The organism is Pseudomonas sp. B6(2017), from assembly GCF_002112765.1.
In the GTDB taxonomy this organism is placed as follows: Bacteria; Pseudomonadota; Gammaproteobacteria; order Pseudomonadales; family Pseudomonadaceae; genus Aquipseudomonas; species Aquipseudomonas piscis.
In genome coordinates, this window is the sequence record NZ_NEIQ01000001.1 from 606799 (window position 1) to 628689 (window position 21891).

General features: G+C 64.4%; 18 protein-coding genes. 10 read left to right on the forward strand and 8 right to left on the reverse strand.

The features are described from left to right. The first annotated feature begins 237 nt into the window (after nt 1–237). The 6 genes from tkt (at nt 238) to fba (ending at nt 6550) form a co-directional block, all read left to right on the forward strand. Nucleotides 238–2235, forward strand: a complete 1998-nt coding sequence (tkt, locus tag CAG11_RS02945; RefSeq protein ID WP_085594530.1) for a transketolase — start codon at nt 238–240, stop codon at nt 2233–2235. Between the two features lie 111 nt (nt 2236–2346). Next, nucleotides 2347–3411 (forward strand): erythrose-4-phosphate dehydrogenase, encoded by a 1065-nt coding sequence (gene epd, locus CAG11_RS02950; RefSeq protein ID WP_031320656.1) that lies wholly within the window; start codon nt 2347–2349, stop codon nt 3409–3411. Nucleotides 3412–3428: 17 nt separating this feature from the next. Then, a complete protein-coding gene (locus CAG11_RS02955) occupies nt 3429–4592 on the forward strand; it encodes a phosphoglycerate kinase (protein ID WP_022641553.1) in 1164 nt (387 codons plus the stop codon). A gap of 32 nt (nt 4593–4624) precedes the next feature. Then, a complete protein-coding gene (locus tag CAG11_RS02960) occupies nt 4625–4846 on the forward strand; it encodes a hypothetical protein (protein WP_022641552.1) in 222 nt (73 codons plus the stop codon). A 57-nt stretch (nt 4847–4903) separates the two neighbouring features. Then, the gene (locus CAG11_RS02965; protein WP_085594532.1) at nt 4904–5233 is read left to right on the forward strand and encodes an MliC family protein; all 330 of its coding nucleotides are present in this window, start codon (nt 4904–4906) and stop codon (nt 5231–5233) included. Nucleotides 5234–5485: 252 nt separating this feature from the next. Further along, nucleotides 5486–6550 carry a class II fructose-bisphosphate aldolase gene (fba, locus tag CAG11_RS02970; protein ID WP_022641550.1) on the forward strand — a complete coding sequence of 355 codons (1065 nt, stop codon included), beginning with the start codon at nt 5486–5488 and terminating at the stop codon, nt 6548–6550. A gap of 61 nt (nt 6551–6611) precedes the next feature. Here fba and CAG11_RS02975 read toward each other — a convergent pair whose 3' ends face one another. After that, on the reverse strand, nt 6612–7283 hold the full coding sequence (locus CAG11_RS02975) for a polysaccharide lyase family 7 protein (protein ID WP_085594534.1): 672 nt from the start codon (nt 7281–7283) through the stop codon (nt 6612–6614). Between the two features lie 317 nt (nt 7284–7600). Between CAG11_RS02975 and CAG11_RS02980 the strand changes: the two genes are divergently transcribed. The 3 genes from CAG11_RS02980 to CAG11_RS02990 are packed head-to-tail and all read left to right on the forward strand — an operon-like array spanning nt 7601 to nt 10591. Beyond that, nucleotides 7601–9724 carry a bifunctional diguanylate cyclase/phosphodiesterase gene (locus CAG11_RS02980; RefSeq protein WP_085594536.1) on the forward strand — a complete coding sequence of 708 codons (2124 nt, stop codon included), beginning with the start codon at nt 7601–7603 and terminating at the stop codon, nt 9722–9724. A 44-nt stretch (nt 9725–9768) separates the two neighbouring features. Beyond that, nucleotides 9769–10281: a M48 family metallopeptidase gene (locus tag CAG11_RS02985; protein WP_053134110.1), complete on the forward strand. Its 513-nt coding sequence runs from the start codon at nt 9769–9771 to the stop codon at nt 10279–10281. A gap of 13 nt (nt 10282–10294) precedes the next feature. Further along, complete coding sequence (locus CAG11_RS02990) at nt 10295–10591, forward strand: helix-turn-helix domain-containing protein (protein WP_085594538.1); 297 nt, start codon at nt 10295–10297, stop codon at nt 10589–10591. Nucleotides 10592–10594: 3 nt separating this feature from the next. Here CAG11_RS02990 and CAG11_RS02995 read toward each other — a convergent pair whose 3' ends face one another. Next, nucleotides 10595–11047, reverse strand: coding sequence for a GNAT family N-acetyltransferase (locus tag CAG11_RS02995; RefSeq protein WP_022641545.1), 453 nt, complete (start codon nt 11045–11047; stop codon nt 10595–10597). A gap of 268 nt (nt 11048–11315) precedes the next feature. On the opposite strand from CAG11_RS02995, the gene CAG11_RS03000 reads away from it, so the two are divergent. After that, complete coding sequence (locus tag CAG11_RS03000) at nt 11316–12053, forward strand: ABC transporter substrate-binding protein (RefSeq protein ID WP_022641544.1); 738 nt, start codon at nt 11316–11318, stop codon at nt 12051–12053. A gap of 182 nt (nt 12054–12235) precedes the next feature. Here the strand turns inward: CAG11_RS03000 and yccS are convergent, their stop codons facing one another. The 6 genes from yccS to CAG11_RS03030 all read right to left on the reverse strand — a co-directional run bounded on the left by yccS (nt 12236) and on the right by CAG11_RS03030 (nt 21678). Further along, a complete protein-coding gene (yccS, locus tag CAG11_RS03005) occupies nt 12236–14425 on the reverse strand; it encodes a YccS family putative transporter (RefSeq protein ID WP_085594540.1) in 2190 nt (729 codons plus the stop codon). A 141-nt stretch (nt 14426–14566) separates the two neighbouring features. Continuing rightward, nucleotides 14567–15745: an NAD(P)/FAD-dependent oxidoreductase gene (locus tag CAG11_RS03010; RefSeq protein WP_022641543.1), complete on the reverse strand. Its 1179-nt coding sequence runs from the start codon at nt 15743–15745 to the stop codon at nt 14567–14569. Nucleotides 15746–15894: 149 nt separating this feature from the next. After that, the gene (gene dbpA, locus CAG11_RS03015) at nt 15895–17232 is read right to left on the reverse strand and encodes an ATP-dependent RNA helicase DbpA (protein ID WP_235777334.1); all 1338 of its coding nucleotides are present in this window, start codon (nt 17230–17232) and stop codon (nt 15895–15897) included. Nucleotides 17233–17396: 164 nt separating this feature from the next. After that, nucleotides 17397–18824 (reverse strand): multidrug transporter subunit MdtD, encoded by a 1428-nt coding sequence (gene mdtD, locus CAG11_RS03020; RefSeq protein ID WP_085594542.1) that lies wholly within the window; start codon nt 18822–18824, stop codon nt 17397–17399. A 74-nt stretch (nt 18825–18898) separates the two neighbouring features. After that, a complete protein-coding gene (locus tag CAG11_RS03025) occupies nt 18899–20236 on the reverse strand; it encodes a TldD/PmbA family protein (protein ID WP_085594544.1) in 1338 nt (445 codons plus the stop codon). Then, the gene (locus CAG11_RS03030) at nt 20236–21678 is read right to left on the reverse strand and encodes a TldD/PmbA family protein (protein WP_085594546.1); all 1443 of its coding nucleotides are present in this window, start codon (nt 21676–21678) and stop codon (nt 20236–20238) included. The genes CAG11_RS03025 and CAG11_RS03030 overlap by 1 nt, the downstream gene beginning before the upstream one ends. Nucleotides 21679–21891: the final 213 nt, after the last annotated feature.

Sequence of the window (21891 nt, forward strand, 5' to 3'; positions counted from 1 at the left end):
CCGAAACAGCTCGCAAGGCCAATATCAAAAAGTTTTGATATTGAACTGTGCGAGGGCGATTCAGGGCTGTCGCCAGCCAGGATGGGGAACGGTGTCGGGGTTTGCCTGGTCGATTGAGTGGTTAGCCGTAGGAAAAACGTGCTTGAGTAACTATCTGTCATTGCCCCCGCCAGACGCCTGAGGGAAAATGCAGGCCTTTTTTCCGTTTTGTTTTGTCCAATCTTCAGGAGATCAGCGATGCCAAGCCGTCGTGAGCGTGCCAACGCCATTCGTGCCCTCAGCATGGATGCCGTGCAAAAAGCCAACAGCGGCCATCCGGGTGCCCCGATGGGTATGGCGGATATCGCCGAAGTACTTTGGCGTGACTACCTCAAGCACAACCCGAGCAATCCATCCTTCGCCGACCGTGACCGCTTCGTGCTGTCCAACGGTCATGGCTCGATGCTGATCTACTCGCTGCTGCACCTGACCGGCTACGATCTTTCGATCGACGACCTGAAGAATTTCCGCCAACTGCACAGCCGTACCCCGGGCCACCCGGAATTCGGCTACACCCCGGGTGTGGAGACCACCACTGGCCCGCTGGGTCAGGGCCTGGCCAATGCCGTGGGCTTCGCCCTGGCGGAAAAAGTCCTGGCGGCGCAGTTCAACCGTCCCGGTCACAATATCGTCGACCACCACACCTATGTGTTCCTGGGTGATGGCTGCATGATGGAAGGCATTTCCCACGAAGTCGCGTCCCTGGCCGGCACCCTGGGCCTGGGCAAGCTGATCGCCTTCTACGATGACAACGGCATTTCCATCGACGGTGAAGTCGAAGGCTGGTTCACCGACGACACGCCCAAGCGCTTCGAAGCCTACAACTGGCAAGTGATCCGCAACGTCGACGGCCACGATCCGGAAGAAATCAAGACCGCGATCGAGACCGCGCGCAAGAGCCCGCTGCCAACCCTGATCTGCTGCAAGACCACCATCGGTTTCGGTTCGCCGAACAAGCAGGGCAAGGAAGACTGCCACGGCGCGCCACTGGGCGCCGAGGAAATCGCCCTGACCCGCGAAGCCCTGAAGTGGACCCACGGTCCGTTCGAAATCCCTGCCGACATCTATGCCGAGTGGGATGCCAAGGAAGCCGGTCGCGCTGTCGAAGCCGAGTGGGACCAGCGTTTCGCCGCTTACTCCGCTGCCTTCCCGACCGAGGCCAACGAACTGGTACGGCGCCTGGCCGGTGACCTGCCGGCGGACTTCGCCGCCAAGGCCGACGCCTATATCGCCGAAGTGGCGGCCAAGGGCGAGACCATCGCCAGCCGCAAGGCCAGCCAGAACACCCTGAACGCCTTCGGTCCATTGCTGCCTGAGTTCCTCGGCGGTTCGGCGGACCTGGCCGGCTCCAACCTGACCCTGTGGAAAGGCTGCAAGGGCGTCAGTGCCGAGGATGCCAGCGGCAACTACATGTACTACGGCGTACGCGAATTCGGCATGACCGCCATCATGAACGGCGTTGCCCTGCACGGTGGCCTGGTGCCTTACGGCGCGACCTTCCTGATGTTCATGGAGTACGCCCGCAACGCGGTGCGCATGTCGGCGCTGATGAAGCAACGGGTGATCCACGTCTACACCCACGACTCCATCGGCCTGGGCGAGGATGGCCCGACCCACCAGCCTATCGAGCAACTGACCAGCCTGCGCAGCACGCCGAACCTCGACACCTGGCGTCCAGCCGACGCCGTGGAATCGGCGGTGTCCTGGAAGTACGCGCTGGAGCGCAAGGACGGTCCTTCGGCGTTGATCTTCTCGCGCCAGAACTTGCAGCACCAAACCCGTGATGCCGGTCAGATCGCCGATATCAGCCGCGGTGGTTATGTGTTGAAGGACTGCGCAGGCGAGCCTGAGCTGATCCTGATCGCCACCGGTTCGGAAGTGGGCCTTGCGGTGCAGGCTTTCGACAAGCTGACCGAGCAGGGCCGCAAGGTGCGTGTGGTATCCATGCCGTGCACCAGCGTGTTCGATGCCCAGGATGCAGGCTACAAGCAGTCGGTCCTGCCGCTGCAGGTCGGTGCGCGGATCGCCATCGAAGCCGCCCATGCCGACTTCTGGTACAAGTACGTGGGCCTGGAAGGCCGCGTGATCGGCATGACCACCTACGGTGAGTCGGCGCCTGCGCCTGCACTGTTCGAAGAGTTCGGCTTCACCCTGGACAACATCCTGGGCCAGGCCGAAGAGCTGCTGGAAGACTGAGAAAAGCACGTGGTGGCCTGTCCACCACAGTCGCAAGCGGGGGCTGGTTTACCGGCCCCCGCTTGCGAGTGCGTATAACAAGTTCGTCTGCCGTGCCTGATCGAGAACCCCATGTCCCAACCGCGTCCTTATAAAGTTGCACTCAACGGCTACGGCCGGATTGGTCGTTGCGTCTTGCGTGCTCTGTTCGAGCGAGGGGCTGCGGCCGGGTTCGAGATCGTGGCCATCAACGACCTGGCCGACATGGCCAGCGTCGAATACCTGACACGCTTCGACTCCACCCATGGCCGGTTTCCCGGCGAGGTGACCGTCGATGGCGATTGTCTGCATATCAATGGCAACTGCGTGAAGGTGTTGCGCAGCGCCACTCCCGAAGGCATCGACTGGGCAGCCCTGGACATCGACCTGGTGCTGGAATGCTCCGGTGCCTACCACACCCGTGAGGATGGCCAGCGCTTCCTTGCTGCCGGCGCGCCGCGGGTGTTGTTCTCCCAGCCGATGGCCAGCGAGGCGGATGTCGACGCCACCATCGTCTACGGGGTGAACCAGGATTGCCTGAGCGGCGACGAGTTGCTGGTGTCCAACGCGTCTTGCACCACCAACTGCGGCGTGCCCTTGCTGCGCCTGCTGGACCAGGCCATCGGCCTGGAGTACGTGTCCATCACCACTATCCACTCGGCGATGAACGACCAGCCGGTGATCGATGCCTATCATCACGAGGACCTGCGCCGCACCCGCTCGGCGTTCCAGTCGGTGATCCCTGTGTCCACTGGCCTGGCCCGGGGCATCGAGCGCCTGCTGCCGGAACTTGCCGGGCGAATCCAGGCCAAAGCGGTACGGGTACCGACGGTCAACGTGTCCTGCCTGGATATCACCATGCAGACGGTCAGCGACACCGATGCCGCCGAGGTCAACCGGATCCTGCGCGAGGCCGCCACCAGCGGTCCGCTCAAGGGCCTGCTGGCCTATACCGAATTGCCGCACGCCAGCTGCGATTTCAACCATGACCCCCATTCGGCGATCGTCGATGCCAGTCAGACCCGCGTTTCCGGCCCCCGGCTGGTAAACATCCTGGCCTGGTTCGACAACGAATGGGGTTTTGCCAACCGGATGCTGGACGTTGCGGGCCATTACCTGCAAACAGCCGCTCCACTCTCTGCTTCTAATATTCAGTAACCCAGGAATTGCGACCCATGACCGTGTTGAAGATGACCGACCTCGATCTGCAAGGTAAGCGCGTGCTGATCCGCGAAGACCTCAACGTCCCAGTCAAGGACGGTGTAGTCACCAGCGACGCGCGGATCCTGGCTTCGCTGCCGACCATCAAGCTGGCCCTGGAGAAAGGCGCGGCGGTGATGGTCTGCTCGCACCTGGGCCGTCCGACCGAAGGCGAGTTCTCGGCTGAGAACAGCCTCAAGCCGGTGGCCGATTACCTGAGTCGCGCCCTGGGCCGCGAAGTGCCGCTGGTGGCCGACTACCTGGGTGGTGTCGAGGTCAAGGCCGGCGACGTCGTGCTGTTCGAGAACGTACGTTTCAACAAGGGCGAGAAAAAGAACGCCGATGAGCTGGCCCAGCAATACGCCGCCCTGTGCGACGTGTTCGTGATGGATGCCTTCGGTACCGCCCACCGGGCCGAGGGTTCGACCCACGGCGTGGCCAAGTTCGCCAAGGTGGCGGCGGCAGGCCCGTTGCTGGCGGCCGAGCTGGATGCACTGGGCAAGGCCCTGGATACCCCGGCCAAGCCGATGGCGGCGATCGTCGCCGGTTCCAAGGTGTCCACCAAGCTGGACGTGCTCAACAGCCTGAGCGAGGTCTGCGACCAGCTGATCGTCGGTGGCGGCATCGCCAATACCTTCCTGGCCGCTGCCGGCCATCCGGTGGGCAAGTCGCTGTACGAGCCTGACCTGCTGGACACCGCCCGCGCCATCGCCGCCAAGGTCAGCGTGCCACTGCCAGTGGACGTGGTGGTGGCCAAGGAGTTCGCCGAGAGCGCCGCGGCCACGGTCAAGGCGATCGCCGACGTGGCGGCCGACGACATGATCCTGGACATCGGCCCGCAAACCGCTGCGCAATTCGCGCAACTGCTCAAGTCGTCCAAGACCATCCTCTGGAACGGCCCGGTGGGTGTGTTCGAGTTCGACCAGTTCGGCAATGGCACCAAGGTCCTGGCCCAGGCGATCGCCGATAGCACGGCGTTCTCCATCGCTGGCGGTGGCGACACCCTGGCGGCCATCGACAAGTATGGCGTGGCCCAGCAGATCTCCTACATTTCTACCGGTGGTGGCGCCTTCCTCGAATTCGTCGAGGGCAAGGTGCTGCCGGCGGTCGAAGTCCTGGAAGCCCGGGCCAAGGCCTGAGACTGCCATTGGCCGGGCAAAGGAGTGTTCTGATGGTCAAGACGTTGCCATTGCTGCTTGCCGCAGCCTGGCTCGCGGGGTGCTCCGGCACTTCGCCGGGCCAGCCTGCGGATGCGGCCCAAAGGCCAGGGCAAGGTTGCTACCAGGCCGACTGGCAGGCCGAGACGGCACCGGTGATCAACAAGCGCCTGGGGCCTGAAGGCTTGGAGAAATACGAGACTCCGACAAGGACCCGGGAACAGGGTTGCCCTTGACGGGTCAGATTGGATAACGCGACGCGCCGGGCCCCGGGGTCCGGCCGAGGAACATCGATGAAAGCTTTGATCGCCGTGGCGATGCTGGGGCTGCTTGGCGGTTGCGCCGACTTGCACTTGCTCAAGTCGCCGAGCACCGACAACTGGACCACCTGGGTCTGCGACAGCCAGGCCCAGGTGCTCTGGCGCTACACCGACGACAGCCGCAAGGCCGTCGACGTGCGCCTGGGAGGCGACGACCAGGTACGCCGCTTGAAACTCGAGCCTAGCGGTTCGGGGTCGTTGTACAGCGACGACATGCTGGCGTTTCACGTCAAGGGTGAGGAAGGCCTGGTCTACTGGGTCGCCACCAACGACCTGATCGGCCGCGGCTGTAAAGCGCCGTAGGCCGGGAACCGATGCTGAACCTGTAGGAGCGAAGCTTGCTCGCGGTGCTACCCGGACATTGATCATGGATGTCGCCAGGCCGACCGCCATCGCGGGCAAGCCTCGTTCCTGCGGGGATGCAGGGCTCTTGAAATTGATGAAGTAACGAATCCGCAGGCCGGGCTGACCCCCGATCTGCAATCACTTGAATAGCAGTCGCCGCTACGGCAGGCTTGCACGATTAACGACCCTCGACCGGGAGAGACACACACAATGGCACTCATCAGCATGCGCCAGATGCTGGACCACGCAGCCGAGTTCGGCTATGGCGTTCCAGCCTTCAACGTCAACAACCTTGAGCAGATGCGCGCCATCATGGAAGCCGCTGACAAGACTGACTCCCCGGTGATCGTCCAGGCTTCCGCCGGTGCTCGCAAATACGCTGGCGCCCCGTTCCTGCGCCACCTGATCCTGGCTGCCATCGAAGAGTTCCCGCACATTCCGGTGTGCATGCACCAGGACCACGGCACCAGCCCTGACGTCTGCCAGCGCTCGATCCAGCTGGGCTTCAGCTCGGTGATGATGGACGGTTCCCTGGGTGAAGACGGCAAGACCCCGACCGACTACGAGTACAACGTCCGCGTGACCCAGCAGACCGTCGCCATGGCCCACGCCTGTGGCGTGTCGGTAGAGGGCGAGCTGGGCTGCCTGGGTTCCCTGGAAACCGGCATGGCCGGTGAAGAAGACGGTATCGGCGCCGAAGGCGTGCTGGACCACAGCCAGATGCTGACCGATCCGGAAGAGGCCGCCGACTTCGTCAAGAAGACCCAGGTCGACGCCCTGGCCATCGCCATCGGTACCAGCCACGGAGCCTACAAGTTCACCAAGCCGCCTACCGGTGACGTGCTGGCCATCGACCGCATCAAGGAAATCCACAAGCGCATCCCCAACACCCACCTGGTGATGCACGGTTCTTCCTCGGTACCGCAAGAGTGGCTGGCGATCATCAACCAGTACGGTGGCGACATCAAGGAAACCTACGGCGTGCCGGTCGAGGAGATCGTCGAAGGCATCAAGCACGGCGTGCGCAAGGTCAACATCGACACCGACCTGCGCCTGGCATCCACCGGTGCCATGCGCCGCCTGATGGCCACCAACCCGAGCGAGTTCGACCCACGCAAGTTCTTCGGCGCCACCGTGACTGCCATGCGCGACGTGTGCATCGCTCGCTACGAAGCCTTCGGCACCGCCGGCAATGCCTCGAAGATCAAGCCGATCTCCCTGGAAGGCATGTTCCAGCGTTACCTCAAGGGTGAGCTGAACGCCAAGGTCAACTAAGCCTCGGTCGTCTACGAAAAAGCCCGCAGCGATGCGGGCTTTTTTGTGCCTGCGTGCCGGCTCAGCTCTTGTTGTGGTCGATGTCCAGCTTGGAGAAGGTCACCTTGCCACCTTCGCTGGTGTAGCCGCTGTTGTCCTGCACATAGACCCCGGCCTTGAAGTACAGCGGTTTGTCACGCCAGGCAGCGCCTACCCGGGTGTCCCAGCGATAGCCGGCGGCGCTGATGGCCAGGACACCGCCCGGGCTCAGGTGGATCAGGTAGGAAAATCGCCGGTCCATGGGCACGTTCTCGGCGATGTCGATGACCCGGGACCGGGTGTCGTCCGGGCGCATGCGCACCTTGGCCACGATGTTGCCGCGCCCCTGGCTGGCCTTGTACTGGTATTCCAGCTTCACCAGCGGCCGGGTGCTGTTGTACGCATGGATCTGGCCGATGACGATCTTGCCCGAGGAGGGCACCTGGTTCACTGCCAGGGTGGCCTGCAGCAGGTTGTCGGCCTCGGGGTAGGTCCAGTTGCGCAAGGTGCCGTTGGCATAGGTCTCGCGCAGCTCGGTGCGTGGATAGATGGCGTTCTCGGTCTTCGAGCCGGTGACTGGCGACCAGAAGAACAAGGTGCCGGAATCGGCATGGAAGTATTGGTTCTTGAAACCCTTGACCAGGGTCGGGGTATCGATGGTGGCCGGCGGGCTGCCGACGGGAACGCTGAGGTTCCAGGTTGCCAGGTCGATCATGGGAAGGTTCCGCAAAAGTGTACCGGGCGCAGCTGGGCGAAGGCTCCAGGCCGCGCTTCTCGGGTGTTTTTTAGCCTTCGCAAGGATGTTCCAGCAAGCGCCGTACGGCGGAAAAATGACGCCAGTGAAGTAGCCAGGTGCCATATTCATGGATTGCAATGCGGCAGAACTGTGACCGTTAGTCGGGAGCAGGGGCCATTGGCGGAGTGATGGCTCCATGGCAGCTTCTGCTTTTGAATATCCGGGTCTAGAGTGAAACCTCAGTTTTTGTCAGGTTTTCTCACCAGTTCAGTCTTATTACAGACAAGAGAAGCAGCATGGAATGCGTGCAACCGGAGACAGCCGAGGGCCACTCCACTCTTCTGATCGTCGATGACTACCCCGAGAACCTCCTGAGCATGCGCGCGCTGTTGCAGCGCCAGGATTGGCGGGTAATGACCGCCGCCTCGGGTGTCGAGGCCCTCAGTCTGTTGCTGGAGCACGAGGTGGACCTGGTCCTGCTCGACGTGCAGATGCCGGGCATGGATGGTTTCGAAGTGGCCCGCCTGATGCGCGGCAGCCAGCGCACGCGCCTGACCCCCATCATCTTCCTCACCGCCAACGAGCAATCCCAGGATGCCGTGATCAAGGGGTATGCCAACGGTGCGGTGGACTACCTGTTCAAGCCCTTCGATCCGCAGATCCTCAAGCCCAAGGTCCAGGCGTTGCTGGAACACCAGCGCAACCGCCGGGCCCTGCAGCACCTGAGTCATGACCTGGAGCAGGCCCGGGCCTTCAATGCCTCGGTGCTGGACAACGCCGCCGAGGGCATCCTGGTGGTGGACGAGGAGGGGCGGATACGCTTCGCCAACCCCGCGGTGTCGCGCTTGCTCAATGCCCAGGTGAAGGATCTGGTGGGCTCGGCCTTCCTCGATTACCTGCAGAATCCCCATGTCCCGGACTGGCACGTGTCCGAGCTGTACGCCAGTTATCGCCGGGGCGAAACCTTCCGCCTGCATGACGCCCTGCTGCGCACCGTCCCCGGCCAGCAGATCAGCGTAGCGTTGTCCTGCGCCCCGCTGCCCAGCGAGCAGAAGGCCATGGTGGTGACCCTGCTGGACATGTCCGAGGTGCGGCACCTGCATCAGCAGCTGGAATACCAGGCGGTCACCGATCCCTTGACCGGGCTGCTCAATCGCCGGGGTTTCTACCAGACAGTGGAGAGCATTCTGTTGCGCAGTGACCGCTCGGGAAAGTCCCTGGTCCTGCTGTACCTGGATCTGGACGGCTTCAAGCGGGTCAACGACTCCCTCGGCCATGACGCCGGCGACCGGATACTGCGCTGGGTCTCGGAACAGCTGAAGGAGGGCCTGCACTCGTTCGACATCATCGGGCGCATGGGGGGCGACGAGTTCACCGCCTTGCTGGAGCTGGGATTTCCCGAGCAGGCGGCGAAAGTCGCCGAACGGTTGATCGAGCGCTTGTCCATCACCCAGCAGATCGATGGCATGGACGTGGTCCTGGGAGCCAGCATCGGCATCGCCATCTACCCCGACTGTGGTTCCAACCTGGATGGCTTGCTGCGGGCCGCGGACATCGCCATGTACGAGGCCAAGCGTGCCGGCCGCCAGCAGTATCGCTATTACGACCACGAGATGAACGGCCGCGCGCGGTCCCGATTGATGCTCGAGGAAAGCGTGCGCAGTGCGGTGGAGCGCAAGGAATTCACCATGGTGTACCAGCCCCAGGTGGCCATCGCCGATGGTCGCCTGCGTGGTTTCGAAGCCCTGCTGCGCTGGCGCCACCCCAGTGTCGGCGATGTGCCGCCGGGGCTGTTCCTGCCGCTGCTGGAAGAGGCGCGGCTGATCAGTCTCCTGGGCAGCTGGATCTACCAGCAGGGCGCTGCGCAGCGCAAGGATTGGGAGCAGGTGTTCAGCCCCGAGCTGGTGCTGAGCGTCAGTCTCAGCGCGACCCAGTTCAGCATGCCCAACCTTTCGGCCGAGCTGCGCCAGGTGCTGCTGCGCAACGGCCTGCAACCGCGTCAGCTGGAGGTCGAGGTCACCGAGGCGGCGCTGACCCAGAACCTGGGAGAGACCCGCAAGCAATTGCAGCAATTGCACCAGCTGGGCGTGCGCGTGGCCCTCGACGACTTCGGCTCGGGCAGTTGCTGCCTGGCCTTCTTGCGTGACCTGCAACTGGATACCCTCAAGCTCGACCGGCACCTGATCGCCCGGTTGCTGACTTCACCGCGGGACGCTGCGATCGCCCGCTGCGTGATCGACCTGTGCAAGCAATTCGGGCTGCTGGTGATCGCCGAAGGCGTGGAGACCCTCGAGCAATACCATTGGCTCAAGGACAACGGTTGCGAATACGTCCAGGGTTTCCTGGTGGCGCGACCCTTGACCTCCGGTAGCGCCAGCCAGTTCGTCCAGCCCTTCGACTGGAGCGCGCTACAGGCCTGAATTCGCTAAACTGGCGACCCTTGCCCCTGGCGTCGCCGTTGCCCATGACCGTATTGAAATACCTCCAGGCCTATCCAGTCGCCCTGCAAGAACAGGTGCGCCAGCTGATCGACGAAGACCGCCTGGGCGAGTACCTGGAGCGGCGTTATCCACACAAGCATGGTGTGCAGAGCGACAAGGCCCTGTACAGCTATGCCCTGGAGCTGAAGCAGGAATACCTGCGCAACGCGCCGGCCATCGACAAGGTGCTGTTCGACAACCGCCTGGACCTGACCCATCGCGCCCTGGGCCTGCACACCACGGTGTCGCGGGTACAGGGAGGCAAGCTCAAGGCCAAGAAAGAGATCCGCATCGCCTCGCTGTTCAAGGAGGCGGCGCCCGAGTTCCTGCGCATGATCGTGGTCCACGAGTTGGCGCACTTCAAGGAATCGGACCACAACAAGGCGTTCTACAAGCTCTGCGAGCACATGCTGCCGGGCTATCACCAGCTGGAGTTCGACCTGCGGGTCTACCTCACCTGGCGCGACCTGCAAGCCAAGGCGGGCGCGCCGCACTAGCAAGGAGTGGGCGATGGATGTGAGCAAGACCAAGAGCAGTTTCTACCGCCGGCTGTACGTGGCGTACTTGATCGACAGTGGCCTGGCCAGCAGCGTGCCGGCCTTGACCGAACTCACGGGCATGCCCCGGCGCACCGCCCAGGACACCATCGCCGCCCTGGCCGACCTGGACATCGTCTGCCAGTTCGAACAGCAGGACGGCGCCCGCAACCACGCCGGGCATTACCGGATCCACAGCTGGGGGGCCATCGACAAGGCCTGGATCGAACCCAACCTGGGCCAGATCAAGACCGTGCTGGGTTATCCCTGAGCCTCAGCTACGGCGCATGCCGATGTGCGGGATATCGTCTTCCAGATACTCTTCGCCCACCACGCTGAACCCATAGCGGCCGTAGTAGGCCTGCAGGTGGGCCTGGGCCGAGAGATAGATCGGTGTCTCGGGCCAGTGCCGCTGCGCCTGTTTCAGGGCCTGCTCCATCAGCGTATGCCCCAGGCCCTGGCCCCGTGCCTGCTCGGCGATCACCACGCGGCCGATCACCACGTCGCCGCCCTGGGAGATCGGGTCCAGCAGGCGCAGGTAGGCCACCAGGCGGTCACCGTCCCAGGCCATCAGGTGGCAGGTGTCGCCTTCCAGGTCACGGCCGTCGACTTCCTGGTAGGGACATTTCTGTTCCACGACGAAGACTTCGGTACGCAGTTGCAAGATGGCGTAGAGCTGTTCCTTGCCCAGATCGGTGTGGTGTTTGCAGACCCATTCGATGGTCATTTTCTTATCCTGTGAAAAGAGCTGCGCGAAATACTAAGCACATCGTCAACGGATGTCTTGTCGACAGGTGTATGGAGTTTGTTTCTGTGAGATGGGTCAAAATGCCATTACTCCGTTCACTGGTTTTTCCCTTCTTTGTGTAATCTGTTTTGCAAGTCCTGTGCATTGGCTGTGATGAGCTAATGTTAGGACCTGGGTGGTCGCTGCATGGGCCCTCGAGTGTAGGCTGGAACGCGCTGGGCCCTGTGCCCGCTAAGGATCTTCAAGCATGCTGCGATTGCATCGGGCTTTGGCTTTGATCGGATTGCTGTTGCTGGGCCAGGGCGCTTCTGCAGAGAAGTTGCGGCTGGTCGCTGATGCCTGGCCTCCGTTTACCGACTCGACCCTGGTCAATGGCGGGGTGGCCACCGATATCGTCAGTACCGCGTTGGCCCGCGCGGGTTATGCCAGCGAGTTCGAGCAGGTGCCCTGGGCCCGGGCGCTGCTGGGGATCGGCGAGGGCCGCTACGACGTCCTGGTCAATGCCTGGTACAACGACGAACGCACCCGCCTGGGGCAGTTCTCCGCCGAGTACCTGGTCAACCGCATCCGCTTCCTCAAGCGCAAGGACGCTCCCCTGGAGTACCTCAACCTCAAGCAGTTGCACGAGTACCCGATCGCCGTGGTGCGCGGCTACGCCTACTCCTCTGAATTCGACAACGATTCGGACTTGCAGAAAGTGCCGGTGCACAACTTCGCCATGGCCGTGCGCATGCTGGCGGCGGACCGGGTCAAGCTGACCCTGGAAGATGAATACGTCGCCCGTTACTACCTGGCCCGGGAATCGCCCCGGGTGCGCAATGCGGTGGAGTTCCTGCCCAAGCCCTTGAGCGAGAACAGCCTGCATATCCTGGTGAGCCTGAAGAACCCCGAGCATGCGCAGATCGTCGCCAAGTTCGATCGCGAGATCGCCGCCATGAAGGCCGACGGCAGCTACGCCCGGTTGCTTCGCCAGCACGGCATGTAGCAGGCCGGTTGCCATCGCTGCGTTGAAAACAAGCTGAAAATGCTCATTTGCCACTCGTAATCTGCGCTTTTCGCCTGTTTTTGCCTGGCGCTGACTGCCTCGCCTACGTTTTTCAACGGCCTGCTAAAAGCGCCGGCAAGTTTCCCGGGACCGCCGGAGCCGTTCCCTTGGCGCTCGCGGTTTCAGGCCGGCGCTTGCTCTGTGCCTTTGATCAGGTGGGCCGCCAGGGTCCGCAGCGGGCCCAGCTGGCGGCAGATCAATCCCAGCTGGGTCTGTACCAGGCGCTGCTCTTCATCGATTTCATCCGGCATCTGTTCCAGTTCGTTGGCCAGGGCTTCCTCGGCGTCGCTCTGGATGGCGATCGGGGTCCTGCTGGCCAGGCCCTGGGCGATCTCGTCGATACTGGCCGCCAGGCTGCTGCCGGCACCGCCGATCAGGTGCTCGCGGACTTCCTCCGGCAGTTGGGTGCCACGGTGCGCGCCCAGGCCCGAGAGGTAGCTGAGCAGGGTGTGGGACAGCACCAGGAAGCGGAAGCCCACGTCTGCCTCTTTGCGAAAGTGCCCGGGCTCCATGAGCATGTTGGCCAGGGTGGTGGACAGCGCCGCATCGGCGTTGTGGGCGTTGCGCCGGGCCAGGCGGTAGGCCAGGTCGTCGCTCTTGCCGGCGGCGTACTGCTGCATGATCTGGCGCAGGTAGATGCTGTTGCACGCCAGGGTGTTGGCCAGTACCTGGTTCAGGCGCCGACCCTGCCAGTCCGGCAGGAACAGGAACACCGCCAGTCCGGCGATCAGGCTGCCCAGCAGGGTATCGAACAGCCGTGGCAGGAACAGCCCATAACCGTCGCCCACCTGGTTGAAGCAGAACAGCACCATCAGGGTGATGGCGGCGGTGGCCAGGGTGTAGCGGGTGGTGCGGTTGGCGAAGAACACCACGCCGGCGGCAATGGCGAACAGCGACTGCACCAGCGGGTTGGGGAACAGGTCGAACAGCGCCCAGGCGATGGTCAGGCCGATGGCCGTGCCGATGATCCGCTGGCCCAGCTTGCGCCGGGTGGCGCCGTAGTTGGGCTGGCAGACGAACAGCGTGGTGAGGATGATCCAGTAGCCCTGGGACGGGTGGATCAGGTGCACCATGCCGTAGCCGATACTCAGCGCCAGGGGCAGGCGCAGGGCATGGCGAAACAGCAGCGAAGTGGGTGTCAGCTGGGTGCGCAGGCGGGTCCAGACGTCCTTGAGGTTGCGCGGCGAGCGGTCCAGCAGGCTGCTGTCGGTGGCATCGGCCAGGGCATCGGGGTTGCTGGCATCGCTGAGCAGGCGGTCGAGGGTGCCGAGGTTGGCGGCCAGGGCCCGCAGCGAGCGCAGCAGCCCGCGCCAGGCCGGGTTGCTCTGGATGCGCAGGTGTTCCAGCGAGGCTTGCAGGTCGCTCAGGGCTTCGGCGAAGCCGGAGTCGTAGACGAACGGCTGGCGCATCTGGATCGATTCCGCCAGGGCCCGGCAGGCCTTGCCTTGCTGGCGCAGCAGGCGCTGGCAGCGGAACAGCACGTCGCTGTGGAAGAAGGCGTCGGCCAGGGCGTTGTAGGGGTAGTGCGAGGAGCTGGCGCGCTCATGGATGTCCTGGGCCAGGAAGTACAGCTTCAGGTAGCGGCTGACCTTCGACCCCGGGCGGCCGTTGCCGACCCGGTGCAGGATGATTTCCTTGGCGCTGTTGAGCGCGGCCACCACCTTGCCGTTCTGCCGCGCCAGCTCCAGGCGCCGGGTTTCCACGTCCAGCTGGCGAATCGGCTCGAACAGCGACGACTTGAGCTTGAGGTAGTAGCCCAGCTCGCGAAACAGCCGGGCCAGGCTCTGCTGCACCGGCTGGTTGGAAAACATCGCCTGCCACAGCACCGAGAGCAGGCCGTACCAGGCGGCGCCGGCCACCAGCAGCACCGGCTCGTGCCAGAAGTCGATCACCGCGCCGCCGCGCTGGTCGACGCCGATCATGGTGTAGACCGAGAGGATCAGGGTCGCCGAGGCGATGGCGCCATAGCGCTCGCCCAGGGCGCCGAGCATGGTCAGGCCGAAGCCGGCCAGGGCCAGGGCGATGGCGAAGATCCAGGGGTAGGGGAACAGCAATTCCACCGACAGCGCGGCGATGCTGAAGCACACCAGGGTTACCGCCAGGGCATTGAGGCGGCCTTGCCAGCTGTCGTCGGTTTCCGCCAGGGCGCTGGCGATGACGCCGAGGAACAGCGGGATCAGCAAGCTCATCTCGTCCTGGTACCAGCACAGCGCCATGCTGCCGGTCAGGGCGATGAATACCCGCACGCTGTAGCTGAATTTATCCAGTGCCCAGAGGCGGCGCAGGGATTGGCGAAAAGAAGTCGATGACATGGATTGGGGGGAGCCTTCCGGGCGATGCCGCTAAATTGAGCCAGTATTGACGACGGCGCAATGCCGCCGTCACATCCGCCAGCAAATTCTGTTCCCGGTGATGCTCCTCGGCCCCTGCCGGCGCCAAGGGCCGGCGCGGCTTCAGGCGTACTGCGCCGCCGCGTAGCCCGAGGCCCAGGCCCACTGGAAGTTGAAACCGCCCAGGTGGCCGCTGACATCCAGCACTTCGCCAATGAAATACAGCCCCGGGCTCTTCAGCGATTCCATGGTCTTGGACGAGACTTCGCGGGTGTCGACCCCGCCCAGGGTCACTTCGGCGGTGCGGTAGCCTTCGGTGCCCGCCGGTACCAGCTGCCAGTTGCCGAGCTTGTCGGCGACCTCCGCCAGCTCGGCGGGGGTGTACTGCTTCATCGGCTTGGAGGCGAACCAGTGATCGGCCAGCAGGCCGGCCATCTTCTTGGTGAAGATCTCCCCCAGCAGGGTCTTGAGTTCGCTGTTGGGGCGCTCGGCCTGCTGCTGTTGCAGCCAGCCCAGGGCATCGTGGTCCGGCAGCAGGTTGATCTCGATGCTGTCGCCAGGCTGCCAGTACGAGGAAATCTGCAGGATCGCCGGGCCGCTGAGGCCACGGTGGGTGAACAGGATGTTCTCGCGAAAGCTCTGGCCGTTGCAGCTCACCAGGCAGTCCACCGAGGTTCCGGACAGCTCGCCGCACAGCTCCTTGAGCTGGTCGGTGATGGTGAAGGGCACCAGCCCGGCACGGGTCGGCAGCAGCTCATGGCCGAACTGCCTGGCCACTTGGTAGCCGAAGCCGGTGGCCCCCAGGGTCGGGATCGACAGGCCGCCGGTGGCGATCACCAGGGACTGGCAGCGCACCTGGCCGAGGGTGGTCTGCAGCAGGTAGCCCGACTCCAGTTTCTCGATCTGCTGGATCGAGGTGTCCAGGCGCAGCTCGACCCCAACCTGGTCGCATTCGGCCAGGAGCATGGCGAGGATGTCGCTGGACTTGTTGTCGCAAAACAGCTGGCCGAGCTTCTTCTCGTGGTAGGGCACGCCATGCTTGGCCACCAGGCCGATGAAATCCCACTGGGTGTAGCGGGCCAGGGCCGACTTGCAGAAGTGCGGGTTCTGCGACAGGAAGTTGGCCGGCTCGGTGTACATGTTGGTGAAGTTGCAGCGCCCGCCACCGGACATCAGGATCTTCTTCCCGGCCTTGTTGGCATGGTCCAGCAACAGCACCTGGCGCCCACGGCCAGCGGCGGTCAGGGCGCACATCAAGCCGGCGGCGCCGGCGCCGATGATCACGACTTCGGTAGAGCGCAAAACGGTGTCCTCGAGAGTGCAGGCAAATGAACCTGTAGCCGCTGCCGAAGGCTGCGACAAGCCCCGCAGGGGCTCCACGGCCTCAACAGCGGCGCCTCCTTCGGAGACGTTCGCAGCCTGCGGCAGCGGCTACAGGTCGAGCGGGTGGGTTACAGGATGCGTACGCGCAGCGAACGGCCCTTGATCTTGCCGCTATTGAGGCGTTGCAGGGCCTGCTTGGCGATGCCGCGCTCCACGGCCACGTAGGCCTGGAAGTCGAAGATCGCGATCTTGCCGACCTGGGCGCCGGGGATGCCGGCCTCGCCGGTCAGCGCGCCGAGGATATCGCCCGGGCGTACCTTGTCCTTGCGCCCGGCGGCGATGCACAGGGTGCTCATGGCCGGCAGCAGCGGGCCGCCGCCCTGGCTCTTCAGGCCGTCGATCTGCTCCCAGTTCAGCGGCGCCTTCTGCAACTGTTCGATGGCCTGGGCACGGTGGGCCTCGGACGGCGACACCAGGCTGATGGCGATGCCTTTCTCGCCGGCGCGACCGGTACGGCCGACCCGGTGGATGTGGATTTCCGAATCCCGCGCCAGCTCGACGTTGATCACCATGTCCAGGGCGTCGATATCCAGGCCCCGTGCGGCGACATCGGTGGCTACCAGTACCGAGGTACTGCGGTTGGCGAACATCGCCAGCACCTGGTCGCGGTCGCGCTGTTCCAGGTCACCGTGCAGGCCCACTGCAGACATGCCCTTGGCGGTCAGGTGGTCGACGGTTTCCTGCACTTGCTGCTTGGTGAAGCAGAAGGCCACACAAGACTGCGGGCGGAAGTGGTTGAGCACCTTGACCACCGCATCCATGCGATCTTCCGGGGAGATTTCGTAGAAGTGCTGTTCGATCTGGCTGTCGCTGTGCAGCGTCTCGACTTTTACCTGTTGCGGATCGCGCATGAACTTCGACGCCAGCTGCTTGATGCCCGCCGGGTAGGTGGCGGAGAACAGCAGGGTCTGCCGGCGTGCCGGGGTCTGGCCGATGATGGCTTCGATGGCATCGTAGAAGCCCATGTCGAGCATGCGGTCGGCTTCGTCGAGCACCAGGGTGTTGAGGCCGTCGAGTTTCAGCGTGCCCTTGTCCAGGTGCTGGGAAATGCGCCCCGGGGTGCCGACGATGATGTGGGCGCCATGCTCCAGCGAAGCGATCTGCGGGCCGAAGGGCACGCCGCCGCACAGGGTCAGGACCTTGATGTTGTCCTCGGCGCGGGCCAGGCGGCGCAGCTCCTTGGCGACCTGGTCGGCGAGCTCGCGGGTCGGGCACATCACCAGGGCCTGGCAGCCGAAGTAGCGCGGGTTGATCGGGTTCAGCAGGCCGATGCCGAAGGCCGCGGTCTTGCCACTGCCGGTCTTGGCCTGGGCGATCAGGTCCAGGCCCTTGAGGATCACCGGCAAGCTTTGCGCCTGGATCGGCGTCATCTGGGCATACCCGAGGGAGTCGAGGTTGGCCAGCATGGCGGCAGACAGGGGCAAGGTATTGAAAGCGGTGGCGATGGTGGTCACGGGACGGGCCTGCAAAACAAAATGTCGCGCAGTGTATCAGCCCCGCTCCCCCTTCCTGCAATTTCTGGACGAAAAGTAGCCAGGACTTTCCATGGCTCCTAGGGGGAGATAGTCAATCAGTGCTCGATATGCTCCTGAACCTTGCGCGTCCTGCGGCCATCGTTGGGCGACAACTGGAGGAAGATCGCCGCCGCCAGCATGGCCATGAGGCCCACGGTGAGGAAGGTCAGCTGGAAGGCGCCGAGCACCGTGTCGCCGCCATCGCTGTCCATGGAAGCGGTGAAGCCGCCCAGCAGCGCCCCGGCGCAGGCCACCCCCAGGCTCAGGGACAGTTGCGCCACCACCGACAGCAGGCTGTTGCCACTGCTGGCGGCGGCATCGTCGAGGTCGATCAGGGTCACGGTGTTCATCGCCGTGAACTGCAGCGAGTTGATCGCCCCCAGCACCGCCAGCATGCCCAGCAGCAGCGGGTAGGGCGTCTGCTCGCTGACCAGGCCCATGCTCGCCAGCATCAGGCCCAGGGCCAGGGTGTTGCCGGTGAGCACCAGGCGATAGCCCAGGCGCTCGATCAGCGGTCGGGCAATGGACTTGGCCAGCATCGCCGCGGCCGCCAGGGGCAGCATGCTCATGCCGGCCTGGGACGGCGAGTAGCCCAGGGCCACTTGCAGCAGCAAGGGCACCAGGAACGGCAGGGCGCCGCTGCCCAGGCGGGCGAACAGGTTGCCGAGGATGCCCACGGCGAAGGTCCGCACCTTGAACAGCGACGGGGCGAACAGCGGATCGGCGATATGCCCGGCACGCAACCAGTAGGCCGCCAGGCAAGCCAGGCCGGCGAACAGCAGCAACATCACCCGCAGGTGCGGCAGGTGCAGTTCGCCCAGGCCTTCCATGGCGATGGTGATCAGCACCATCGCCGCGCCGAACAGCAAGAAGCCCAGGCCGTCGAAGCGGGTGCGCTCGCTGCCGCGCAGGTCGGGGATGAAGCGCCACACCGCGTAGCAGCCGATGGCGCCCACCGGCAGGTTGATCAGGAAGATCCAGTGCCAGGTCAGGTACTGCACCATCCAGCCGCCCATGGTCGGGCCGATCAGCGGGCCCAGCAGCCCGGGAATGGTGATGAAACCCATGATCCGCACCAGTTCCGAACGCGGGTAGGCGCGCAGCACCACCAGCCGCCCCACCGGCAGCATCAGCGCGCCGCCCAGGCCCTGGATCACCCGGGCCGCCACCAGCATGCCCAGGGAACCGGAAAGGGCGCACAGCAACGAGCCGACGCTGAACAGCAAGATCGCGCCGAAGAAGATGTTGCGGGTGCCGAAGCGATCGGCGATCCAGCCCGAGGCCGGGATCAGCAGCGCCACGGTGAGCATGTAGGCGATGACCACGCCCTGCATGCGCAACGGGTCTTCGGCCAGGTCCCTGGCCATGGCCGGCAGCGCGGTATTGAGGATGGTGCCGTCCAGGGACTGCATGAAGAAGGCGATGGCCACTACCCACGGCAGCCAGCGGATAGTAGTGGCATCGAGTGGCGGACGTTCGGACATGGGACCTCAACAACGACAGAGGTAAGTTGCAAGCTTCAAGTTGCAAGCTTGTGGCTTGCAACTCTAGGCCGATTTTACAAGGTTAGCGTCAGGCGGCTGACCAGTGCCCCGGGCAGATGCATCGACGCGGTCTGGCGCTGGCCGTAGGTGCTGGCTGAGAGCAGCAGCTCGCGTTGTTCGGTGAGCGCCTCGAGCTGCGAGCCCAGCAGGCTGTAGACGCTGTCGTCGAAACGCATGGTGCTCACTGGCGCCTGGATCTCGCCGTTCTCCACCCAGAAGGTGGCGAAGCGGGTCATGCCGGTCAGGCGCGCCGCAGGCAGGTCCGAGTAGTTCAGGTACCACAGGTTGCTGATGTACAGCCCGGTGCCCAATTGCCTGAGGATGTCCTGCTGGACCAACTGGCCGGCGGCCATGTCCAGGGCGCTGGGGTATTCGCCGCTGCCGGCGCCGTTGGCGGTCAGGCCATACTCGGCGGCGCTGCGCGAGTTGATCAGGCGCGCCTCGGCGGCGCCACTGGCGATCAGCGCCAGGTCGCTGCGCGGGTAGCCCTCGTCGGAAAACGCCGGGCTCAGGGAGCCGCTGACCTGCTCGCGTACCGATACCAGCGGGCTCAGGTTCGCGTCACCGGCATAGAGTTTCTGCAGGGCGCTGTGCTTGCTGGCGATGGCCTGGGCCGAGAAGCTGCCCCAGGCCAGCATGCCCATGATCTCCTCCAGGGCCGCCGGGGCCAGGTAGGCGCGATATTGACCGGGGGCCAGGGTACGCAGCGGCCGGCCGAGGAACTCCAGTTGCCGGCGGGCCTGGTCGAAGCGCTGGGCGAAGGCGTCGCTGTTCCAGGCGTGTCCGGCGTAGCTGGCCTTCACCGCCTCGCCATTGTCGTGGAACAGGCTGAAGTCGAAGTTGAAGCTGTTGGCCTGGTGCCAACCGAAGGCCCCGCTGGAGCTGGCGAAACCACGGCTGATGGGGCCGGCGGCATAGATGCCGACCAGGTCCAGGCCTGCGGCGGCGCGACCGATTTCCTCCACCACCTGCTCGCTGCCTGGCAGCGGATGGCTTTGCTCATGCTGGGACTGCCAATGGGTGTGGTTGAGCATCAGGTAAGGGTCGGCCGGCAGCAGCGGCAGGGTTTCACGCAGTTGTTGCAGGCCCTCGGCCAGGCGCTGGCGGTCCACCTCGGGATCGTTGGCCAGGGTGATGTCGAGGTCGGCGTGGCGGCCATCGTCGATCAGCTTGAAGGTCAGGCTGGCCTGCTGCACCTGCCCGGCCTGGCGTACCTTGGCATGGTTGAAGCGGATGAACTCCGAGGCTTCGGCAGCGTAGCTCAGGGTGAATTGTTCCGACCCGCGGATCTCGTCCTTGAGCCATTGCACCAGCGTCTTGAACTGCTGGGCCTGATTGGTCGCGCTGGTCATCAGGCATCTCCTCCGAATACGTCGATCTTGCCAAATACACAGGCTGGCGAGGCGTGGCCAACGCGGATCACCTGGTTGGGTTCGCCCTTGCCGCAGTTGGGCGTGCCCAGGACCTGGAAGGTGCCACGGTTGCCAACGGCGCTGAGGTTGCGCCAGAACTGCGCGGAAATACCCCGGTAGTTGGGGTTCTTCACCACGCCCTTGAGTTCGCCGTTCTCGATCAACTGGCCCCATTCGCAGCCGAATTGGAACTTGTTGCGCGCGTCGTCGATGGACCAGGAGCGGTTGGTGGACATCAGGATGCCGTGCTCGATCCCGCCGATCAGCTGTTCCAGGGACTGCTCGCCAGGCTCGATGTTGAGGTTGGCCATGCGGTCGATGGGCGCGCGGTTCCAGCTGCTGGCGCGGCTGTTGGCAACGCCGTCCAGGCCACTGCGGTACTGCGACAGGGCGCCGCCCAGGGGGCGTACCAGCAACCCTTCGCGGATCAGGAACTGCTTGCTGGCGGCGGTGCCTTCGTCGTCATGGCCATAGCTGGCCAGCTCCTCGGGGATGTCCGGGTCGAAGGTCACGTTGAGCAGCCGCGAGCCGTATTGCAGGTGGCCGAAGTCCGCCTGCTTGACGAAGCTGGTGCCGGCATAGTTGCGCTCATCGCCAAGGATGCGGTCCAGCTCCAGGGGATGGCCGATGGACTCGTGGATCTGCAGCATCATCTGGTCCGGCATCAGCAGCAGGTCCCGTGGGCCTTGGGGCGTGTTGGGAGCCAGCAGCAGTTGCAGGGCCTGCTCGGCGATCCGGGGGGCGGCGCCCAGCAGGCCGCAGCGGCTGATCACGTCGCCGGCGCCCTGCTGGCCGAAATTCTCCCGGCCCAGGCTGCGGGTCTGGCTGTCGTTGCCGTCGTAGGCGGTGACGTCCAGGCCCGGGTAGACGAAACGCTGGGCCTGGCGCAACTCGGCTCCGGCGCTGTTGAGGTAGATCTGCTCGACCTGGGTCACGCCGATCCCTACCTGCCAGTTCACCAGGCGCTCGTCCTTGGGAACCGCAGCCGATTCGTCGCCCAGCAGTTGGTAGCAATCGCTCAGGGACGGGAAGGGCTGCTCGAGATTGGGCGAGAAATAATCGGCGCGGTGGCTGGAGACCGGTTGTTCGCGCAGGTCCAGCAGGGCGTGGGCGGCGATCACCCGGGCTTGCCGTTCGGCGCGGTCCAGGGCCGCCTGCAATCCGCCTGGCGACAGGTCGTTGGTGGCGGCATAGGCCTCTACCCCAGCGACTCGCACGGTCAGCATCGCGCCTTCATCGCGGCCCAGCCTGGGCGGTTCGGCGACATTCTTGCGTACCGACAGGTACTGGTCTGATTCGCGCACGTAGCGCAGGGAAAAGAACTCGGCGCCCGTGCGCAAGGCAGCGAAGCGCTGCTTGAGCTGGGGGTGAAAGTCGAACATGGATGACCTCCTTGTGAAGAGCAGGGGCTTGCGGGTCTTATCGACAGCGGGCCGGCTCCTACAGGTATAGGTCGCGCAGGGCTCGGGATAAAGTCCGTGGAACGCAGGGGGTGCAGCGGATGGGCAGACTGTAGCGGTTGCCTGTGGCTGCGATCAAGGACGCAGGCCGTGCAATGAACAGAAGGGGAGAGGGCGGGAAATCCAAGGAAATGG